Source organism: Geovibrio thiophilus (assembly GCF_004087915.1).
GTDB lineage: Bacteria > Chrysiogenota > Deferribacteres > Deferribacterales > Geovibrionaceae > Geovibrio > Geovibrio thiophilus.
This window is the reverse complement of the sequence record NZ_CP035108.1, coordinates 1,291,342-1,308,759: the sequence shown is the minus strand read 5'-3', so window position 1 is coordinate 1,308,759 and position 17,418 is coordinate 1,291,342. Positions and strand designations below refer to the sequence as shown.

Here is a 17,418-nt window from a genome sequence, read left to right as displayed (position 1 = left end):
GATTCAGAAGCAAATTCAAATATCAGGAGAAAGCAATGAAGAAACTTACCGCATTTATCGTTACGGGGCTGCTGCTCCTCACCGCCGCTGCGTCGTTTGCCGAAGGGCTTGATGATGTGAAAAAGAAGGGCGAGCTGACCTTCTCTCTCACCGGTCAGTACCCTCCTTTCAATTTTGTTGACGACAAAAACACAGTAACAGGCTTTGACGTGGAAATAGGCAAGGCGGTAGCTGAGCGGATCGGCGTTACAGGCAAACCTGTAACCACCGCGTGGGACGGAATAATAGCAGGGCTCATCGCCTCCAAATATGATCTGATCTGCGGAAGCATGGCAATAACAGAACAAAGACTTAAGTCAATCGACTTCTCAGACCCGTATTACAGAAGCGGGGCGCAGATATTCGCCGGAAACAGCTCTGACATAGGTTCCTCTGCCGATCTGGACGGTAAAAAAATCGGCGTAACCCTTGGCACAACATATGAGCAGTGGGTGCGGGAAAACATAAAGGGTGCTGAAATAAAAACTTATAAAGGCGTGCCGGATATGATCCTCGAAACCGCCACAGGCAGGATAGATGCTTTTGTGACGGATAAAATAGTCGGCGCTATGGCGATAAGAGATAAAAATGCGCCCCTTAAGCTTGTAGGCGGGCTGCTTTATGAGGAAAGAATGGGAATAGCCATGCTCAAGGGCAACCCGAAACTGAAAAATGCCGTAAACAAAGCACTGGCAGACATGAAGAACGACGGCACGTACGAAAAAATAAGCATGAAATGGCTGGGCATCGATGCCAGATAATAAACACCTGAAACCTGAGGGAGCCTCTTATGCTTGACTGGGGAATAATGGTGCATTACTTTCCCTTTCTGCTTCAGGGAGCGGTTCTGACACTGAAAATATCAGTATTCGCCCTGATTCTGGGGTTCATTTTCGGAATATCAGCCGCGCTTCTCAAACTTTCCAAAAATCCTCTTCTGAGAAGCGCGGCGGGTTTTTACATCTGGATCATCCGCTCGACTCCGCTCCTTGTTCAGCTTTTCCTCATTTATTTCGGTCTGCCGCAGCTCGGCATCGATCTGGGCTCTTTTTTCTCAGGGGTTCTGGGGCTTGCGCTTAACATAGGCGCTTACAACGCTGAGGCGATAAGGGGCGGCATAATATCTGTTCCATCAGGACAGATGGAGGCCTCCCGAAGCCTCGGCATGTCATCCAGACTCGCCATGCGCAGGATAATACTCCCGCAGGCTATGCGTATCGCTCTGCCTTCGCTGGGGAATAATTTTATTATTCTCATCAAGGACACCTCACTGGTGTCCACCATCACTCTCGTTGAGCTCACACTCACCGCCCAGCGGCTCATAGGCTCAACCTACAAGCCGTTTGAGATGTATCTTATGGCGGCGTTCCTGTATGCGGTGCTCACCACGGCGACAAGCCTCGTGCTTGGGCGTGTGGAAAAAAGAATGGCTTACTGAAAAGGAGGGCACGGATGACGGAACAGATAATGGTGCAGATGCAAAATCTGCATAAATACTTCGGTGAGAATGAAGTGCTGCAAGGCATAGACATAAGTGTGGCAAAAAGTGAGGTTGTGGCGGTAATAGGTCCCAGCGGCTCCGGCAAAAGCACCCTGCTGAGATGCGTAAATTATCTGGAAGAACCCACAGAAGGAGAGATTTTTATTGAGGGGAATCTCCTTAATGTCAAAGGAATGCGGCGCAAGGAATTTCAAAGGCATTTAAACCGCATCCGCACAAAGGTGGGCATGGTTTTTCAGCAGTTCAACCTTTTTCCGCATATGACAGTGCTTGAAAACGTGATTGAGGCTCCGGTGCATGTGCTGAAAAAGCCCAGAAAACAGGCTGAAAAAGCAGCGGAAGAGATTCTGGAAAAGGTCGGCATGCTGGAAAAACGGGACGCATATCCGAAAACACTCTCCGGCGGGCAGAAGCAGAGGGTGGCAATAGCCCGTGCCCTTGCCATGGAGCCTGATATAATGCTTTTTGACGAAGCAACCTCAGCCCTTGATCCGGAGCTTGTCGGCGAAGTTCTCAAGACCATGGAGGACTTGGCAAAAGAAGGCATGACCATGATAGTAGTCACCCATGAAATGGACTTCGCCAGACGTGTTGCGGACAGAGTGGTGTTCATAGCGGAAGGGAAAATAGTCGAACAGGGAAAGCCGGAAAAGATATTTGCGGAACCCGACGAAGAAAGAACAAAACAATTTCTAGGAACTTTTATCAACGGCTTCCGGTCATAAAAACAAAAAGGCAGAAGCAAGCGTCACTTCTGCCTTTTAAACCGCCGCCGGTTTGAACAATCAGCGGCATATAACTAATATATGCTCATTATAAAAAAAATCAATAAATATTAAACATTCTGATATTACGGATAAAATTACGCCATAACCTTATCATCTATGGCTTTGTTCGCAAGTCTGTCCGCCAGTTTGTTCTGCTCTCTCGGTACATGGTTAAAAGAAAATTTTGTTCCCTGAATGGTTTTAATCAGCTCAAGGCGTATCAGACCCAGAGTTTCGTTCTTCACCTTGTATTCGCCTTTCATCTGCTTGACAATCAGCTCGGAATCCAGATAAAAATTTATCTCGGAGGGATTCATCAACTTGGCTCTGCGGGCGGCTTCCAGCACAGCTTTGTACTCAGCGACATTGTTTGTGGCATGACCTATGTAGAGGCAGCCCTCTTCAAGAACTGCGCCTTCTCCGTTCAGAATAACAAATCCGCAGCCTGCCTCGCCGGGGTTTCCCCTTGAGGCTCCGTCGGAAAAAACCTTAAGCATCATTGACTAATCATCATTAAGCGCATAAAGAAAACGCTGGCAGTTGGGACACTGGTGAAGAGCCTTGCCTTTTTTCACTTCAACATAAAGCTGGGGGGGAACTTTGATATAACATCCTGTGCAGATTTCATCGGTTACTCTGACTATGGCGAGGTTGTTTCTGGCGTGTCTTACTCTTTCGTATTTGGATATAATTGATTTTTTAACCACCGTCTGAGCTTCTTCCCTTTTGGTTTTGAGCTCGGTGAGTTCGGTGTTTGCTTCGGAGTCTTCTTCGCTTTTCTGTGTTTCTTTTTCCTCAAGGCTTGCCTTGAGCTCGATCTCTTTGGTCTCAAGCTCCTCAACCTTTTTCTGTGAGGCATTCACCGTATCCTGAAGCTCCAGAATCCTGTATTCACCCTCGTTGACGTTCTTTTTCAGTATATCAAGCTCTTTAAGAACGGCTTCATATTCCTTGTTGTTTTTAACATTAGGAAGTTTTGACTGCGCCTTGTCCAGCAGCGCCTTGTTCTCTGCGCATTCTTTTGTGAGTTTCCTGAGAACCTCCGTGTCCGCCAGATGCTTGGTTTTTACCGTTTCGCACTCGGTACTGACACTTTCAAATTCGTTCCTCACATCTTTAAGAAAGCCCGGAACCTGAGAAACCTTCGTTTCCAGTTCGGCAATTCTGTTGTCCAGCTTTTGCAGTTCAATAAGCTGTTCCACTTCTTGGAGCATTGATCACCTCATATATTTTATTGGAGAACTCTCTTCAATAATTACTGTTTCTATGCCTAATTCTTTGTTTATCCTTTCCGCCAGATGCTCCATGTAGCATCTCTCTGTCTCAAAGTGACCCGCGTCCACAAGGCACACACCTGCTTCGTATGCGTCCAGCGCTTCGTGGTGCTTCATATCCCCCGTGAGGAGAAGCTTAACGCCGCTCTGCTTCCACATGGAGGCGCCGCTGCCTGTTATTATGCCGAAACCGGTAAATTTCGTGTCAAGGGGGAAGCCGTTATAGCGAACCGATTCACAGCCGAGCTTGGTTCTGACAATTTCCAGAAATTCGCCCAGAGTAAATTCATGCCCGAAGGAGCAGCTCCTGCCGAGAGAAAATTCCGTGCCTATTTCCATTTTATAAACATCGTAGGCGACCTCTTCATAAGGATGAACCTTTTTGACTTCCTCTATGAGCCTGCTGAGATTAGGAGCCGTAACCACAGTTTCGATGCGGAACTCCTCAACCCTTTCCAGCTCGTCCTTTTTACCTATGAACGGGTTTGCGCCCTCCATAGGGAGGAAGGTTCCCGTACCTTCAATATTGAATGTCACCTTTGAGTAATTGCCGATGATTCCGGCTCCGGCTCTGTCTATGGCGTCACGCACCGCTTCCTCATGCCCTTTGGGAACAAAAACCGCGAACTTATACCAGTTTTCCTTCCCTTCCTTCACGAGACCGCCTCTTACTGACGCGCCGAGTTTTTCTGCCAGATAGTCATTTAAACTGAAGTCCGCAAGGTCTGCGGAAGTGTGGTATGAAATGATGCTGAGGTTTGCCTGAACCGCTTTTATGATTTTGCGCCCCAGTGCGTTTGAGGAATTTATGCTTTTAAGTTTGTCAAAAAAAAGGGGGTGATGAGTAATAAGTAACTCACACCCCGCATCAATTGCTTTGTTTATCGCCCCTTCGCTGGGATCCAGCGCCAGAGCTGCCCTTCGGGTCTCCGTCTCCGGACTGAGGCAGATTTGCAGTCCGGAATTATCCCAAGAATACTGTCTGGACTGACACACTGCATTTTTTTCAAGAAAAGCGATTACGTTTTTTATGCTGCTGCTCATAATTTTATTTAGAAAAAAATGGGCCAACTAGGAATCGAACCTAGGACCTCCCGGTTATGAGCCGGAGGCTCTAGCCAACTGAGCTATTGGCCCTTTATCCCGTTAAAAACGAGAAGGTTGTTTTACTTAAATATTAAAGCTTTGTCAAGAGCTATTCTACAAAAGTTTTAAGAATTCTGCTTCTGGTAGGATGACGCAGTTTTCTTAAAGCTTTAGCCTCAATCTGCCTGATACGCTCACGGGTTACACTGAACTGCTTGCCCACTTCCTCAAGGGTGTGGTCGGACTCGCAGTCGATGCCGAAACGCAGCTTGAGAACGTTTGCCTCGCGCTGTGACAGTGTATTGAGTATCTGCTTGGTATGTTCACGCAGCTTCAGGTACATGACCTCGTCTGCGGGGTTTGTGGCGCTCTTGTCTTCGATAAAGTCACCAAGGCTGCTGTCCTCATCCTCGCCTATGGGCGTTTCCAGAGAGACGGGTTCCTTGGCTATCTTCATAACCTTTTTGATCTTTTCCACGGGTATATCCATCTTCTTGGATATTTCCTCGGGGGTGGGCTCCCTGCCGTAATCCTGCTGGAGCTGGCGGGTGATCTTCATCATCTTGTTTATGGTCTCTATCATATGCACGGGGATACGGATGGTGCGCGCCTGATCCGCTATTGCCCTTGTGATAGCCTGACGAATCCACCACGTGGCGTATGTGGAGAACTTGTAGCCTCGTTTATACTCGAACTTCTCAACAGCCTTCATAAGCCCTATGTTCCCTTCCTGAATAAGGTCAAGGAACTGCAAGCCTCTGTTTGTGTATTTTTTGGCGATAGAAACAACAAGACGCAGGTTAGCCTCTATAAGCTTGCTTTTCGCGTTCTCTGTCTCTCTCTCGCCGAGAAGAAGCCCTTCGTATATGAGTTCAAGCTCCTGTTTGTCGCAGCCGAGTTTCTTGTATTCCTTAAGAAGAGTGTCACGCGCCTTGGAGAATTTTTTGACGACAAGCTCTTTCTCTCCGGCGGATTTGCCGGTTTCCTCACATGCTTTTGTGATCTCCTCATCGGTAATCTCAAGAGGGTCCTTGGAGGCGGTGATCTTCATAAGCTTGAGCAGCTTGCGTATATCGCTCTGAGAGTCGATGACTCTGGAGTACATCTCTCTTATATCGTTTGCAATCTGGCATATTTTGGAGTAGTTGACCTTGATCTCAAGGAGCTTTTCCGTGATTTCATCCACGGTAGACTGCCTGTGTCTGTTGACATCGATCATGTCTTCCACATTGATCGAACCGTCCTTGATTCTGGCGGCAAGGTCAATGTTCTCTTTGAGCTTCTGGGTTATATCCTCAAAAATGCAGACAAACTGAGCGCGCATCTGCGCTTCCCTGTCTTCGGCAGCTTCCGCTGCCGCGCTTTTGGCTCTCTCTATCTCTTCAACGGCTTCGGCAACAGTCTTCTGGGGGGCGGCTTCCTCGGTTTTTTCCTCGGCGCCCTCTTCAGCGTCACTGAAGCTGTCTTCCTCAGCCTCTTCGTGCTCTGCTTCAGCTTCGTGCTCGGCATCATCAAAGTCTATTTCACCGGATTCAAAGTCAAGTTCGTCGTCCACATCCACTATGTCTTTCAGCCTCATGGAGCCGTCATTTATCGCCTCGGCTATCTCCATGATCTTCTTGGCGGTGGTGGGGAAAAGCAGAACGCTTCTGATTACCTTGCTTTGTCCGTCTTCTATTTCCCTTGCGACCTGAATCTCCTCTTCCCTGTTAAGAAGCGGAATGTTGCCCATCTCCTTAAGGTAAAGGCGCACGGGATCATCCGTGCTCATAGTGTCCTCAACGCCGGATTTCAGCGCAGACAGAACCTCATCATCCTCATCGGCTTCATCATCTTCATCATCTGCGGAAAGAAGGCTGCTGTTCTTGGATTTGGAATCTATAACATCGATCTTAAGCTGAGCCAGAAGCATGAGTATTTCGTCAATGAACTCTGCCGAACTCATCTCTTCCGGAAGGATGTCGTTTATCTCGTCAAAAGTGAGAAATCCCTTCTCTTTCCCCAGTGCGATAATCTGTTTAACTTCCGGGGTCTTAATCTTTTTCGACATCTACCCTAAACCTCCGATTTCTTATCAATAACTTCGTTCCGAACGACACTGTTCTGAAGACGGAGCAGTTCCATCTTCTCTTCAAACGAGGTCGCTTCGGATATTTTTTTAGTCATGTTTTTTTTGAAAGCAGGCATTGCGTTGCTGATGATCTTACCCCTGTTTTCCATTGCGGAACGGTAATAATCTTCCTGAGACTCTTGCTGGATACGCATTTCAGCAATATCCTCACCCACTTCGGGATCATTGACAAGAATCTCGATACTACCACCTTCATTAAAAACTTCAACTAGTTTCTTAAAAATTTTTCGCGCCACCGGATCGTGAAAATAGGACTCGGCGACACCTTCGGCAAGTCTCTGCCCCAAGTCTTCGGGAAGCTGGAACAGGCTTGAGAGGTAATGCCTCTCGCATATATAATTCAGTCCTGCTGAATTGGTCTTCTTTAAGTTAGTTTTGGCAAGAGAAAGATCAACATCTTTTTTCATAATGTCAGGGTCAACTTCAAAGCGCTTCGCGACAGCTTCAAGGTAATGTGATTTCCGGTACGGATCCTTTATCCGCATCAGTTTCTCTTTAATTCTGCCTAAATGTATGAGCTTTCTGTTAAAGTCGCTGGACTTCGCTCTAAGCAGATCCACGGTGTACAAAAACAGATCCTTCTTTGCGTCCAGAAGCTTTTCAAATTCCTTCGCGCCCTTCTGCAAAAGAAACGTGTCGGGGTCTTCCCCCTTGGGGAGAAAGACGGCGTAGGGGAAAAAATTGGACTCAAGAAAAATGTCCAGCGTTTTAAGAGCCGCCTTGAAGCCTGCCTCATCACCGTCAAACAGGAGCACAATCTCCTGAGCATAGCGTTTAAGCTGATCCACATGCTCCTTGGTGAGCGCAGTTCCCATAGTCGCCACTGAGTTTCCGTAGCCCTTTTCCACCATTCGCATCACATCAAAGTAGCCTTCTGTGATTATGCAGGTTTCGGTTTTTTTTATCTTGTCCTTCGCCTTGTCAAAGTTGTAGAGAATTTCTCTCTTTCTGAACGCCTCAGTCTCAGGAGAGTTCATATATTTCGGCATGGAGCCGTCCATGGAACGCCCGGAGAAGCCCACGACCTTTCCTGTTATACTCCTTATAGGGAAGGATAATCTGTTGAAAAAACGCATCCGCACGCCGTACTGCCCCTCAACAAAAAGACCCGACGCCAAGAGAACATCCTTGCCGTACCTCTTGAGGTAAGGTTCAGTGTCCAGACGGAGCGGAAAGTAGCCCAGACCGAACTCCTCCACTATTGCATCGGGAAATTTGCGGGAGGTGATGTATTCCCTCGCCTCTTTTCCTTCGGCGGAGAGCAGCCTGCGCTTTGTTTCCAGCAGAATATCCTCATGCAGACCGATTATGCCGCTGCGCTTGGAATCGTCTTTGCCTGTAGCCACACTTATACCATAGCGCTCTGCAAGGAACATAACCGCATCCGTGAAGCTCAGGTTATGAAAACGGGAAACAAATGTTATGGCGTTCCCCCCTGCCCCGCAGCCGAAGCAGTAAAACAGGTTTTTCTCCGGATTAACGTTGAACGACGGAGTCTTCTCCCCGTGGAACGGGCAGAGACCTTTATAGCTGTTTCCGGTTTTTTTAAGCTGAACAGCCTCTCCGACAATGTCGACAATGTCCGCTGAACTCAGAACCTCTTCGACAACCGTATCGGGAATTTTCATATATAGAATATACCTCTTAATTTAATAACTTAAATCCGCACATCCTGTCGGATTTAAGTACACGCTCGCGCCGAAACAAGTTCGGCTTCGCTTCGCACGGCGCATTCCCGTCCTTGGGAATGTTAATAACTTAAATCCGCACATCCTGTCGGATTTAAGTACACGCTCGCGCCGAAACAAGTTCGGCTTCGCTTCGCACGGCGCATTCCCGTCCTTGGGAATGTTAATAACTTAAATCCGCACATCCTGTCGGATTTAAGTACACGCTCGCGCCGAAACAAGTTCGGCTTCGCTTCGCACGGCGCATTCCCGTCCTTGGGAATGTTAATAACTTAAATCCGCACATCCTGTCGGATACTGCCGATGCCGAACAAATACGACATGAACATGAACCTTTATCATCTCAAACGAATCTGGGAAAGCAGGAAGAAGTAATTATCGGCAGATGAATGAATATCTTCATACTTTATATAATATAGACAAAGGATCCTATTTCAAATATATTTTAACATGCTTTTTATAAACGGTCTCAATATCGGAATAAAAAATTCCGGAAAAACCATACATATTTTGCGTGATGTTTCCCTCAGTGTTCAGAAAGGAGAAATCCTCGGAATCGGCGGCGAATCAGGCTCCGGCAAAACGATTCTCGCCAAAACTGTTCTGGGGCTTCTCAGCCGTCCGGTACGGAAGCTTTCCGGCGAAATCATTTTTGAGGGAAAGCCTCTCGAAACCGAGAAAGACTTCCGCTCAGTGCGGGGCAAAAATGTCTCAATGATTTTCCAGAACCCCACCGCCTCCCTCAACCCCGTCATGAAGATCGGCACACAGATAACAGAGGCGATCCGTGCTGCGGACAAAAGCATCGGCAAGGCGGAAGCACGCAGAAAAGCCGAACAGCTTCTCAGAGAGGTTGAGATAGATTATCCCTCGGAAAGGCTTGAAAGTTATCCGCACCAGCTTTCCGGCGGGATGAACCAGAGAGCGATGATAGCCATCGCCCTTGCCAGCAACCCCGAGCTGCTAATTGCCGACGAGCCCACAACAGCGCTTGATGTCACCATACAGAAGCAGATTATAGATCTTCTCCTCAAGCTCAACAAAGAGAAGCACCTGTCCATCATATTCATAACTCACGATCTCTCGCTGATGCAGGCAATCTCTCACAGATGCGTAATCCTTTACGCAGGCGAAATAATGGAAAAAACAGACTCGGAAAACCTGAGAGAAAACAGAATCCGCCATCCGTACACCTTCAGCCTGAAAAAATGCCTGCCCACTCTGGAGGAGAAGAATGAACAGCTCTACTCCATTCCGGGCGTGATTGATAAAAACACGGAAGAGTATGACAACTCATGCGTTTTTCATAAACGCTGTTTCAACAGGATTGATAAATGCCTCACTGAAAAGCCAAAGCTGACGGAAAACCGCCCCTTCGCCTGCCATAACCCGCTCTAAACCGCAATGCTTTTCCACTTGCCCCGCAGGAAGACCCTGACCAATAGCCCGGCTCTCACAGCGCTTTCCAGCGCAGCGACCAGATAAACCCAGAAAAGCGCAATGCCCATCCACACCATCACGGCTGCGGGCAGAACACGCAGAAGCCATATGCAGGCGGTGTTCACAATGAATGTCGTTCTTGTGTCTCCCGCCCCTCTCAGCGCGCCGCTCATCACGAAAAAGATTCCCAGCGGAATCTGGCTTAAGCCCATTATCCGCAGGTATTCCGCCGCGGATTCCACAGTGGGCGCGTCCGTGGTAAACATCCGTGCCAAGGGTACAGGGAACAGGAACATCATAAGCCCCACAGCGCCCATAAACGCACAGGCGGCAACTGTCGCAGCCATGGCATCCTTCTCAGCCTCTTCCGGTTCACCTGCCCCAAGATGCCTGCCGGTGAGCGCCATTGTAGCCACTATGAAGCCGACACCGGGCATAAAGGCAATGCCCTCTATCCGCAGACCAATCTGATAACCGGCGAGTGCCTCTGTTCCGTATCTCGCCACCAGAGCGGAGAGCACGATATATGTAGGAAAGGTCATCATCCTCTCCATCCAAGTGGGAAAGCCCACTTTGAGCGCCCTGCGGAGCAGATCGCCGGAAAAACGCATTACGAAATCGATCTCCTTTCTGATGAAGCACAGATAAGCGTAGATAAAAAATTCCAGAATCCTTGCGATTACAGTGGCATAGGCAACGCCCGCCACACCGAGAGCAGGAAAACCCCATGCGCCGAAGATAAGGGCATAGTCCAGCAGAAAATTGACTATATTGCCGAAAATACCTATATAAAAAGGTATTTTTGTTTTACCGTATGCGTTCAGGCTGCTGTAGAGCACCCCTTGGGCAAACAGAATAGGGATAGAGAAGGAGTATATTTTCATATAAACCGAACCTATAGCCTCTATCTCAGCGCTCATACCGAGAATATGAAACAATACATGGGATTTGAAATAGCCCATAATAAACAGCGGCACGGAAAAACCGAGCGCCAGCACAAACATGTTATAACTGACAAGCCCTGCCTTCTCCGGCTCCTTCGCACCGAAAAAACGGGAGACAAGGGCATTCGTACCCACATAAAAGAGCGACATAAAAGCGTACAGCATGCCCACGTACTGCATGCTCACACCGACAGCGGCAACGCTCAGGGACGAAATACGCCCCACGAAAAGCATATCCACAAGGGACTGAACCATACCGAGAAGATTATACATAGCGGCAGGAAAGGATATTTTAAGAACCGTCCATATCCTTTTACTGAAAGAAGAATCCGACAAAAAGCACCTTTTTTTCTGTAAACAATTGTAAAAAACAGTATAAACCAAAAACAGAAGCTTGAAAAAGGGAAAAAATATATTTAGAATAACATCGAAATGAAATTGTGTTATAAATTACAAATGTTCATAAACCAGAAAAACGCCTCCGGTGAAAAATGATAACTAAGCTGTTCGGCAGGAAGAACGTTGAAAATAAACCGAAAGACCCCATTGCTATTTATGTTAATAAAATGTGTGAAGCGGCAAAGAATCATTCCGTTATGGGCGAAAAGATAGAGGAAGCCGTTTTCTCTGTGGTCGATACGGAAACCACAGGTCTTGACCTCACCAAGGCAAGGGTGATCAATATAGCCGCCGTTAAGGTGCAGAACTTTAAAATAATCGACTTTTACAACACGTTTATCAACCCTGAAATGGTCATACCGCCGGAATCAGTGAAATGGCACAACATCACCGATGAAATGGTGCGGGACAAGCCGAAGGTGGAGGAGATTCTGCCTGATTTCATGAAGTTTGTCGGCTCATCGGTAATTGTAGGTCACCACATCAACTTTGACATAAAGATGATCAACAAAGAACTTAACAGCTGCTTCGGCTGCCAGCTTCACAACCAGTGGCTGGATACAATGCTTATCTACTCCCGTGCTATCATCAAGAAGGAGGATCATCTCACGCTGGATCACCTTTTTGACGTGTACAATGTCAAGTGTAACGGAAGACACACCGCCCTCGGGGACGCTCTTGCCACTGCGGAAGTTTTCACTAAGATGATCTTTCAGGCAAACGAACACTACAACACAATCCGCGAGCTTGTGGACTGTCAGAAAAGCCTGCTGACATAAGCAGAAAATCCGGTTTGTAAAAACTCATTTTCCTGCTATAAAATCAGTATGGATTCAATTATACCCTTCAAAAAAGAGCTTATCGGAAGCGTTACGGCGAACTATCTCAAGTTCTTCATGCACATATCGCCGCATCCGGGCGTGGTTATAGGCAGGCGCGGTCTGGTGGATGAGGAAAAAACAAGAGGTATTGTTCTTGTTTTCGGTCCGCAGTCATACCGTGATTTCAGAATGGAGGACAGCTTCATATCCGTCACAATGAAATTCTCCGGCAGATGGGAGGAGGTTTTCATCCCGTACGAAGCCGTAGCGGCAGTATTCAACGACCCTGTCTCTCCTGAGTTCATCGTAAATTTCCGCGTTCCCGAGAAAAAAACCGAACAGCCCAAAGAGGAAAACAACACTCATCAGGAAGGCAAAATAATAAGACACGACTTCGGAAAGAAGAAGTAAACAGCTGCTTTGCCATTACAAGGTTCAGAATGACGCATTACTATGTCACTGCGAGGAGTCGAAGCGACGAAGCAGTCTCTGAGTATACAGAGAGATTGCTTCACTCCTGCGGAGTTCGCAATGACTCAAACCTTCCCATGAATAGAAAATTTTTCATCATAAAGTCAAACCACGAACCTGCCGCTGAGAAGCATAAACGCAAGAAGAGGAACCACCGCAGGCCACACAAGCCCTGCCACGTAAGCGGCAATGGCGGAAGGCAGCCAGCCCACGCCGCCGCCGAGGGCAAAGCCGTAGGTTTTGACACAGTAGATATAAGCCATAATGAACACAACGCCCCAAGTAATATAAAGCCCATAACGATATACAGTACTTCCGAAGCTCATAATCCTGCTCCATGGTCTTTATTTGAAGAATTTAACAGCGTGCAGATATACCCCTACATTTCCAAGAATATCAAATTTACCACGGAACAACAATACAAAACTATGACTTTTCTGACATTTTTAAGAATAAATCTTAGCGATTGTTCACTTGAAATTCAAAAAACAAGGTATGGATTTTTTTAACTGACGAACGAAAGTAACAAAGATTTTAATGATCGGCGGGTTCAGGCTTTCCCTTTTTCGTTTATTTTTCTCACACAGGCATGGAGAAGTTCCAGAAGAAGATCCTTATGAACGGGCTTGACCATTATATAGTCAGCGCCGTCGAGATTTTTTCCCTGATCGGGAAAAGCGGTTACGATTACGATGGGTACATGCTTATCATGCTCTCTGATGGAGGCTATCATCTCAGCGCCGTCCATAACGGGCATTGCGAGATCTGCCACCACGAGATCGGGACGTTTTTCAATAAAGACATCCAGTCCTTCCTGACCGTTGGAAGCCATGTAAACCTCAGCCGCCCTTCTGCGGATGATATTCACGATGGAGAGTCTGGCTATTTCGTCATCCTCAACGCAAAGTACCCTGAGCTTGCTTAAATCCAATGAAGACACGCCTCACCCCATGAAAATTACTATCAATAATGTAGTGTTTTCTAGAGGATATTGCCTGAGAGACTTATAGTCAAGAGATAAAAAAACCGGAAGGGTCTGCACCCTTCCGGTACGTTAATTTTTTTCAGTTAAGCAAGCATTCCTACAAACTCATCCGCCTCTTTAACAGGGCTGAGCTTGAACTGCTCGACTATGAAGTTTGCCACTGCCGGAGAAAGAAACGCGGGCAGCGTGGGTCCGAGGTGGATGTTTTTCACGCCGAGGTAAAGAAGTGCGAGAAGAACGGTAACCGCTTTCTGCTCATACCATGCCACATCATAGTAGATGGGGAGCTTGTTCACATCATCCAGACCGAAAGCCTCTTTCAGTTTGAGCGCTATAACGGCAAGGGAGTATGAATCGTTGCACTGACCGGCGTCAAGCACTCTGGGGATTCCGCCGATTGTACCGAGATTCAGCTTGTTATAGCGGTATTTCGCGCAGCCGGCTGTGAGGATGATGTATCCTTCGGGCAGTTTTTCCGCAACTTCCGTGTAGTGTGAGCGGGTTTTGTGTCTGCCGTCGCAGCCTGCCATAACGATAAAGCCCTTCACAGCGCCGGATTTAACAGCTTCTATGACCTTATCAGCTATGGAAAGAACCGTTCCGTGAGCGAAACCGCCGATGATTTTGCCTGTTTCAAGCTCAACGGGAGCCGCACATTTTTTAGCGAGGGCGATAATTTCGGAGAAATCCTTTTTGCCGCCTTTTGCTCTGTCGGCGATGTGTTTAACGCCCGGATAGCCCGCCATGCCTGTTGTGAAGATTCTTTCTTTGTAAGAATCCTTAACGGGCACGATGCAGTTTGTAGTCATAAGGATAGGTCCGTTGAATGTTTCAAACTCCTTATCCTGATGCCACCATGAGCCGCCGTAGTTTCCTGCAAACTGGCTGTACTTTTTAAATGCCGGATAGTAGTGACCGGGAAGCATTTCACTGTGGGTGTAAACGTCAACACCTGTTCCTTCCGTCTGCTCAAGGAGCTCCTGAAGGTCTTTCAGGTCGTGACCGGAGATAAGTATCCCGGGGTTTTTACGCACGCCGATGTTAACCTCAGTGGGTTCAGGGCTGCCGTAGGATGTGGTGTTAGCCTTATCAAGCAGTGCCATAGTTGTTACAGCGATTTCGCCTGTTTTCATAACAAGCGCTATAAGCTGCTCCATGCCGAGATCCTTAACTGTGGCAGCGAGAGCTTCCTTAGCGAAGGAGTAGATGGCGTCATCCTCATAACCGAGAACCGCCGCATGCTCAGCATAGGCTGCTATTCCCTTAAGACCATAGGTGATCAGCTCTTTCAGAGAGCGGAGGTCTTCGTTTGTTTCAAGCAGAATGCCCACTGAAGCCGCTTTCGCATCAAGTTCAGCGTCACTTGCGGGCGTCCACGTAACACAGTCCGGGGTCTGCGCAGGCAGAGCCGCTTTAGCCTTAACGGATTCCCTTATATTCAAAGCCTCTTTCACAAGAGATGTCAGCTTAACATTGTCAAAGTTAGCGTTGGTGATTGTGGCGAAAAGCGCCTTGATTGTGAAGAAACCTGCCTCTTTCTCATAAACTCCGGCGGGAGCGTGTTCGCCCGCAAAAGCTATGCCCTTGAGGGTGAAAAGAAGAAGATCCTGAAGCTGTGCGGTATCCGCCTGTTTGCCGCAAACACCCTTTACCGTGCAGCCGGTGTTTTTTGCCGTTTCCTGACACTGCATACAAAACATTCCCATTAATTTGTCCTCCTGTCTTTTTTTTTCTGATGGAGTTATGATATAAGAATAACAAGTAAATGATTTGATATGGATCAAGAATGGATAAAAAAAACGCAGTAAAGAAATTTTTAACGGCATTTTTCGGCGATGACAGCGTGCATGACGTCATTGACAGGATCTCCAGAGTAAAAACCCTCGACAAAGGGGGCATACTCTTCATGGAGGGGCAGACGGGCAGATACATCTATTTTCTGCTGGAAGGGAAGATCAAGCTCTACAAAACGAATAACGAAGGCAAGGAAGCCATAGTTCACTTCGTTGCGCAGAATGAAATGTTCGCTGAAATCATTCTTCAGCTTGAGTGCTGCTATCCTGTCACATCAGAAGCAATGGAAAACTGCGTCCTCCTTGAGATGGACGCCGCGGAGCTTTTCAGGCAGATAGAAAAAACTCCGAAGGTTGCAATGGCGATAATAGGTCTGCTCGCCAGACGGATAAAATATTTCGTCAACATGATCGAAAACCTCACCCTTAAGGATGTGCGGGGAAGATTCCTGCATTATCTGGAAACCTTGCAGCACAAGGGTAAAAACACAGTCACACTGCCGGTTCCGAAGGGGGAGCTGGCTCTTTTGCTGGGGACAACTCCGGAAACCTTTTCAAGGCTTCTGAAAAAGCTTGCGGAAGAGGAAGTTATAGCCTATGAAGGCAGAAAAATAACTTTTCTCAAAGAGCTTGACGGATAGCTTGCGTGCCTCAAAAATAATCTGAAATTCAGGGTGTATTTAAAATGTATTATCTTCTTTTCCTTGCGTCCGCTGCGGCGGTAATCTTCGCCGGTAAAAAAATGTCCGTCAGCGGCGATGTCATAGCCGAAAAAACCGGACTCGGGCACAGCTTCATAGGGCTTACGCTCATTGCCGCCTCCACCAGTCTTCCGGAGGTAATTTCCTCCATAGGCGCAGTAACGATCGTCGACAACCCTGATCTCGCCTTCGGTAATGTTTACGGCTCAAACATGTTCAACATGCTGGTAATCTTCATAATGGACGCCATGTACCGCAAGGGGAGCATACTGGCACACGCCAGCAAGTCCAACGTGACAACCGGACTCTACGTTATCATCCTCACGATGATAAGCGGTGTGGGACTTTTAGCGCCTATGCCCTCCATAGGCTGGCTGAATGTTACAAGCATAGCCATATTCGCCGTTTATTTTATCTCCATGTACACAGCGTTCATCCACAAAGACGAGCTTGAAGCAGAGCTGGAGGAGACTGACGTAAACGGAACAACGCTTTCATCCGCCTTCATATCATTCGCCGTTTCAGCGGCAATCATAGTGGCGGCGGGGCTTGCGCTCAGCAAGTCAGCGGATTTCATAGCCACTGATACAGGACTGGGGGGCTCGTTCGTGGGCAACTTTCTTCTGGCGTTCGTGACGTCCCTGCCGGAGCTTGCAGTCTGCATAGCCGCTGTTAAGCTGGGCTCGGTGAATATGGCTGTGGGCAACCTCATCGGCTCCAACATATTCAATATAACGATAGTCGGGCTCTGTGACCTGTTTTACCTCAAGGGTGACGTATATTCCACAGTGAGCAGGGTTAACACATTGGCGGTGCTGCTCACCTCAATTGTTGTCGCTCTTGTGCTTCTGGGAATAGAGCTTGATAAAACAGCAAAAAAGCACAGGCGTATATCACTTGTATCATGGGCTATAGCCGCACTTTATGTGATCTATATGGCGTATGTGTACTTTGCGTCTTAAAATGGAGCCCGACATTGAGTTTACAAAAGCAGTGCGGGAACATATAATTCATAATAAAACGGTAGCTTATGTGGGAATATAAAAATGAGGGCGGAATCACGACTGTTATAACGCCGCCGAAATCGATCAACTACGACACCCTTGAAGATTTCAGAAAGCTTGTCAGAGAGCTTGCCGAATCAGGATGCGTCAAAGCGGTCATAAACATGAACAGAACCATTTACATTGATTCCAGCGGCTTGGGCACGCTTGTTAAAGCCGCCGCGGATTTGAGACACTCAGGCGGAGATCTCAGGCTGGCTGCGGTAAGCCCGGGAATTACGGATATACTCAGGATCACCAGTCTGCACAAAGTGCTTAAAGTATATAAAGATACTGAGTCTGCACTTAAAAGCTACGGGTGAAGCCGGAATAGT

Annotated in this window: 18 protein-coding genes and 1 tRNA gene; 9 read left to right on the top strand and 10 right to left on the bottom strand. The window is 47.5% G+C overall.

The genetic code is table 11. The features are described 5' to 3' along the window. The first annotated feature begins 35 nt into the window (after positions 1-35). The 3 genes from EP073_RS06180 to EP073_RS06170 are packed head-to-tail and all read left to right on the top strand — an operon-like array spanning position 36 to position 2,265. Positions 36-800 carry an ABC transporter substrate-binding protein gene (locus EP073_RS06180; protein ID WP_128466294.1) on the top strand — a complete coding sequence of 255 codons (765 nt, stop codon included), beginning with the start codon at positions 36-38 and terminating at the stop codon, positions 798-800. 29 nt (positions 801-829) lie between these two features. Continuing rightward, complete coding sequence (locus tag EP073_RS06175; protein ID WP_128466293.1) at positions 830-1,477, top strand: amino acid ABC transporter permease; 648 nt, start codon at positions 830-832, stop codon at positions 1,475-1,477. A 29-nt stretch (positions 1,478-1,506) separates the two neighbouring features. Beyond that, positions 1,507-2,265: an amino acid ABC transporter ATP-binding protein gene (locus EP073_RS06170; RefSeq protein ID WP_128467772.1), complete on the top strand. Its 759-nt coding sequence runs from the start codon at positions 1,507-1,509 to the stop codon at positions 2,263-2,265. Between the two features lie 137 nt (positions 2,266-2,402). Here EP073_RS06170 and EP073_RS06165 read toward each other — a convergent pair whose 3' ends face one another. The 6 genes from EP073_RS06165 to dnaG all read right to left on the bottom strand — a co-directional run bounded on the left by EP073_RS06165 (position 2,403) and on the right by dnaG (position 8,426). Further along, a complete protein-coding gene (locus EP073_RS06165) occupies positions 2,403-2,807 on the bottom strand; it encodes a ribonuclease HI family protein (protein WP_128466292.1) in 405 nt (134 codons plus the stop codon). Between the two features lie 3 nt (positions 2,808-2,810). Then, positions 2,811-3,521 carry a zinc ribbon domain-containing protein gene (locus tag EP073_RS06160; RefSeq protein WP_128466291.1) on the bottom strand — a complete coding sequence of 237 codons (711 nt, stop codon included), beginning with the start codon at positions 3,519-3,521 and terminating at the stop codon, positions 2,811-2,813. 3 nt (positions 3,522-3,524) lie between these two features. Next, positions 3,525-4,625 (bottom strand): Nif3-like dinuclear metal center hexameric protein, encoded by a 1,101-nt coding sequence (locus EP073_RS06155; RefSeq protein WP_128466290.1) that lies wholly within the window; start codon positions 4,623-4,625, stop codon positions 3,525-3,527. Between the two features lie 19 nt (positions 4,626-4,644). Then, positions 4,645-4,718: transfer RNA gene (locus EP073_RS06150), tRNA-Ile, on the bottom strand. A 58-nt stretch (positions 4,719-4,776) separates the two neighbouring features. Continuing rightward, positions 4,777-6,717 (bottom strand): RNA polymerase sigma factor RpoD, encoded by a 1,941-nt coding sequence (gene rpoD / locus EP073_RS06145; RefSeq protein ID WP_128466289.1) that lies wholly within the window; start codon positions 6,715-6,717, stop codon positions 4,777-4,779. Between the two features lie 5 nt (positions 6,718-6,722). Next, on the bottom strand, positions 6,723-8,426 hold the full coding sequence (gene dnaG, locus EP073_RS06140; RefSeq protein ID WP_128466288.1) for a DNA primase: 1,704 nt from the start codon (positions 8,424-8,426) through the stop codon (positions 6,723-6,725). Positions 8,427-8,996: 570 nt separating this feature from the next. On the opposite strand from dnaG, the gene EP073_RS06135 reads away from it, so the two are divergent. Then, the gene (locus EP073_RS06135; RefSeq protein ID WP_241654052.1) at positions 8,997-9,884 is read left to right on the top strand and encodes an ABC transporter ATP-binding protein; all 888 of its coding nucleotides are present in this window, start codon (positions 8,997-8,999) and stop codon (positions 9,882-9,884) included. On the opposite strand, the gene EP073_RS06130 is transcribed toward EP073_RS06135, so the two are convergent. Next, a complete protein-coding gene (locus EP073_RS06130) occupies positions 9,881-11,206 on the bottom strand; it encodes an MATE family efflux transporter (RefSeq protein WP_128466286.1) in 1,326 nt (441 codons plus the stop codon). The two genes, EP073_RS06135 and EP073_RS06130, sit on opposite strands and share 4 nt — an antisense overlap. Before the next feature lie 155 nt (positions 11,207-11,361). On the opposite strand from EP073_RS06130, the gene EP073_RS06125 reads away from it, so the two are divergent. Then, positions 11,362-12,048 carry a 3'-5' exonuclease gene (locus tag EP073_RS06125; RefSeq protein ID WP_128466285.1) on the top strand — a complete coding sequence of 229 codons (687 nt, stop codon included), beginning with the start codon at positions 11,362-11,364 and terminating at the stop codon, positions 12,046-12,048. Between the two features lie 48 nt (positions 12,049-12,096). Beyond that, complete coding sequence (locus EP073_RS06120; RefSeq protein ID WP_128466284.1) at positions 12,097-12,501, top strand: ClpXP protease specificity-enhancing factor SspB; 405 nt, start codon at positions 12,097-12,099, stop codon at positions 12,499-12,501. Positions 12,502-12,665: 164 nt separating this feature from the next. Here EP073_RS06120 and EP073_RS06115 read toward each other — a convergent pair whose 3' ends face one another. From EP073_RS06115 to hcp, 3 genes are all read right to left on the bottom strand, one after another. After that, entirely contained in the window at positions 12,666-12,887 is a 222-nt protein-coding gene (locus EP073_RS06115) for a hypothetical protein (protein ID WP_128466283.1), read from the bottom strand. A gap of 224 nt (positions 12,888-13,111) precedes the next feature. Then, positions 13,112-13,492, bottom strand: coding sequence for a response regulator (locus EP073_RS06110; protein ID WP_164885289.1), 381 nt, complete (start codon positions 13,490-13,492; stop codon positions 13,112-13,114). Between the two features lie 137 nt (positions 13,493-13,629). Next, complete coding sequence (hcp, locus tag EP073_RS06105; protein WP_128466281.1) at positions 13,630-15,252, bottom strand: hydroxylamine reductase; 1,623 nt, start codon at positions 15,250-15,252, stop codon at positions 13,630-13,632. Between the two features lie 80 nt (positions 15,253-15,332). Between hcp and EP073_RS06100 the strand changes: the two genes are divergently transcribed. From EP073_RS06100 to EP073_RS06090, 3 genes are all read left to right on the top strand, one after another. Beyond that, entirely contained in the window at positions 15,333-15,980 is a 648-nt protein-coding gene (locus EP073_RS06100) for a Crp/Fnr family transcriptional regulator (protein WP_128466280.1), read from the top strand. Between the two features lie 44 nt (positions 15,981-16,024). Further along, on the top strand, positions 16,025-17,002 hold the full coding sequence (locus EP073_RS06095; RefSeq protein ID WP_128466279.1) for a sodium:calcium antiporter: 978 nt from the start codon (positions 16,025-16,027) through the stop codon (positions 17,000-17,002). Between the two features lie 68 nt (positions 17,003-17,070). Then, positions 17,071-17,406, top strand: a complete 336-nt coding sequence (locus tag EP073_RS06090; RefSeq protein WP_128466278.1) for an STAS domain-containing protein — start codon at positions 17,071-17,073, stop codon at positions 17,404-17,406. The last annotated feature ends 12 nt before the right edge of the window (positions 17,407-17,418 follow it).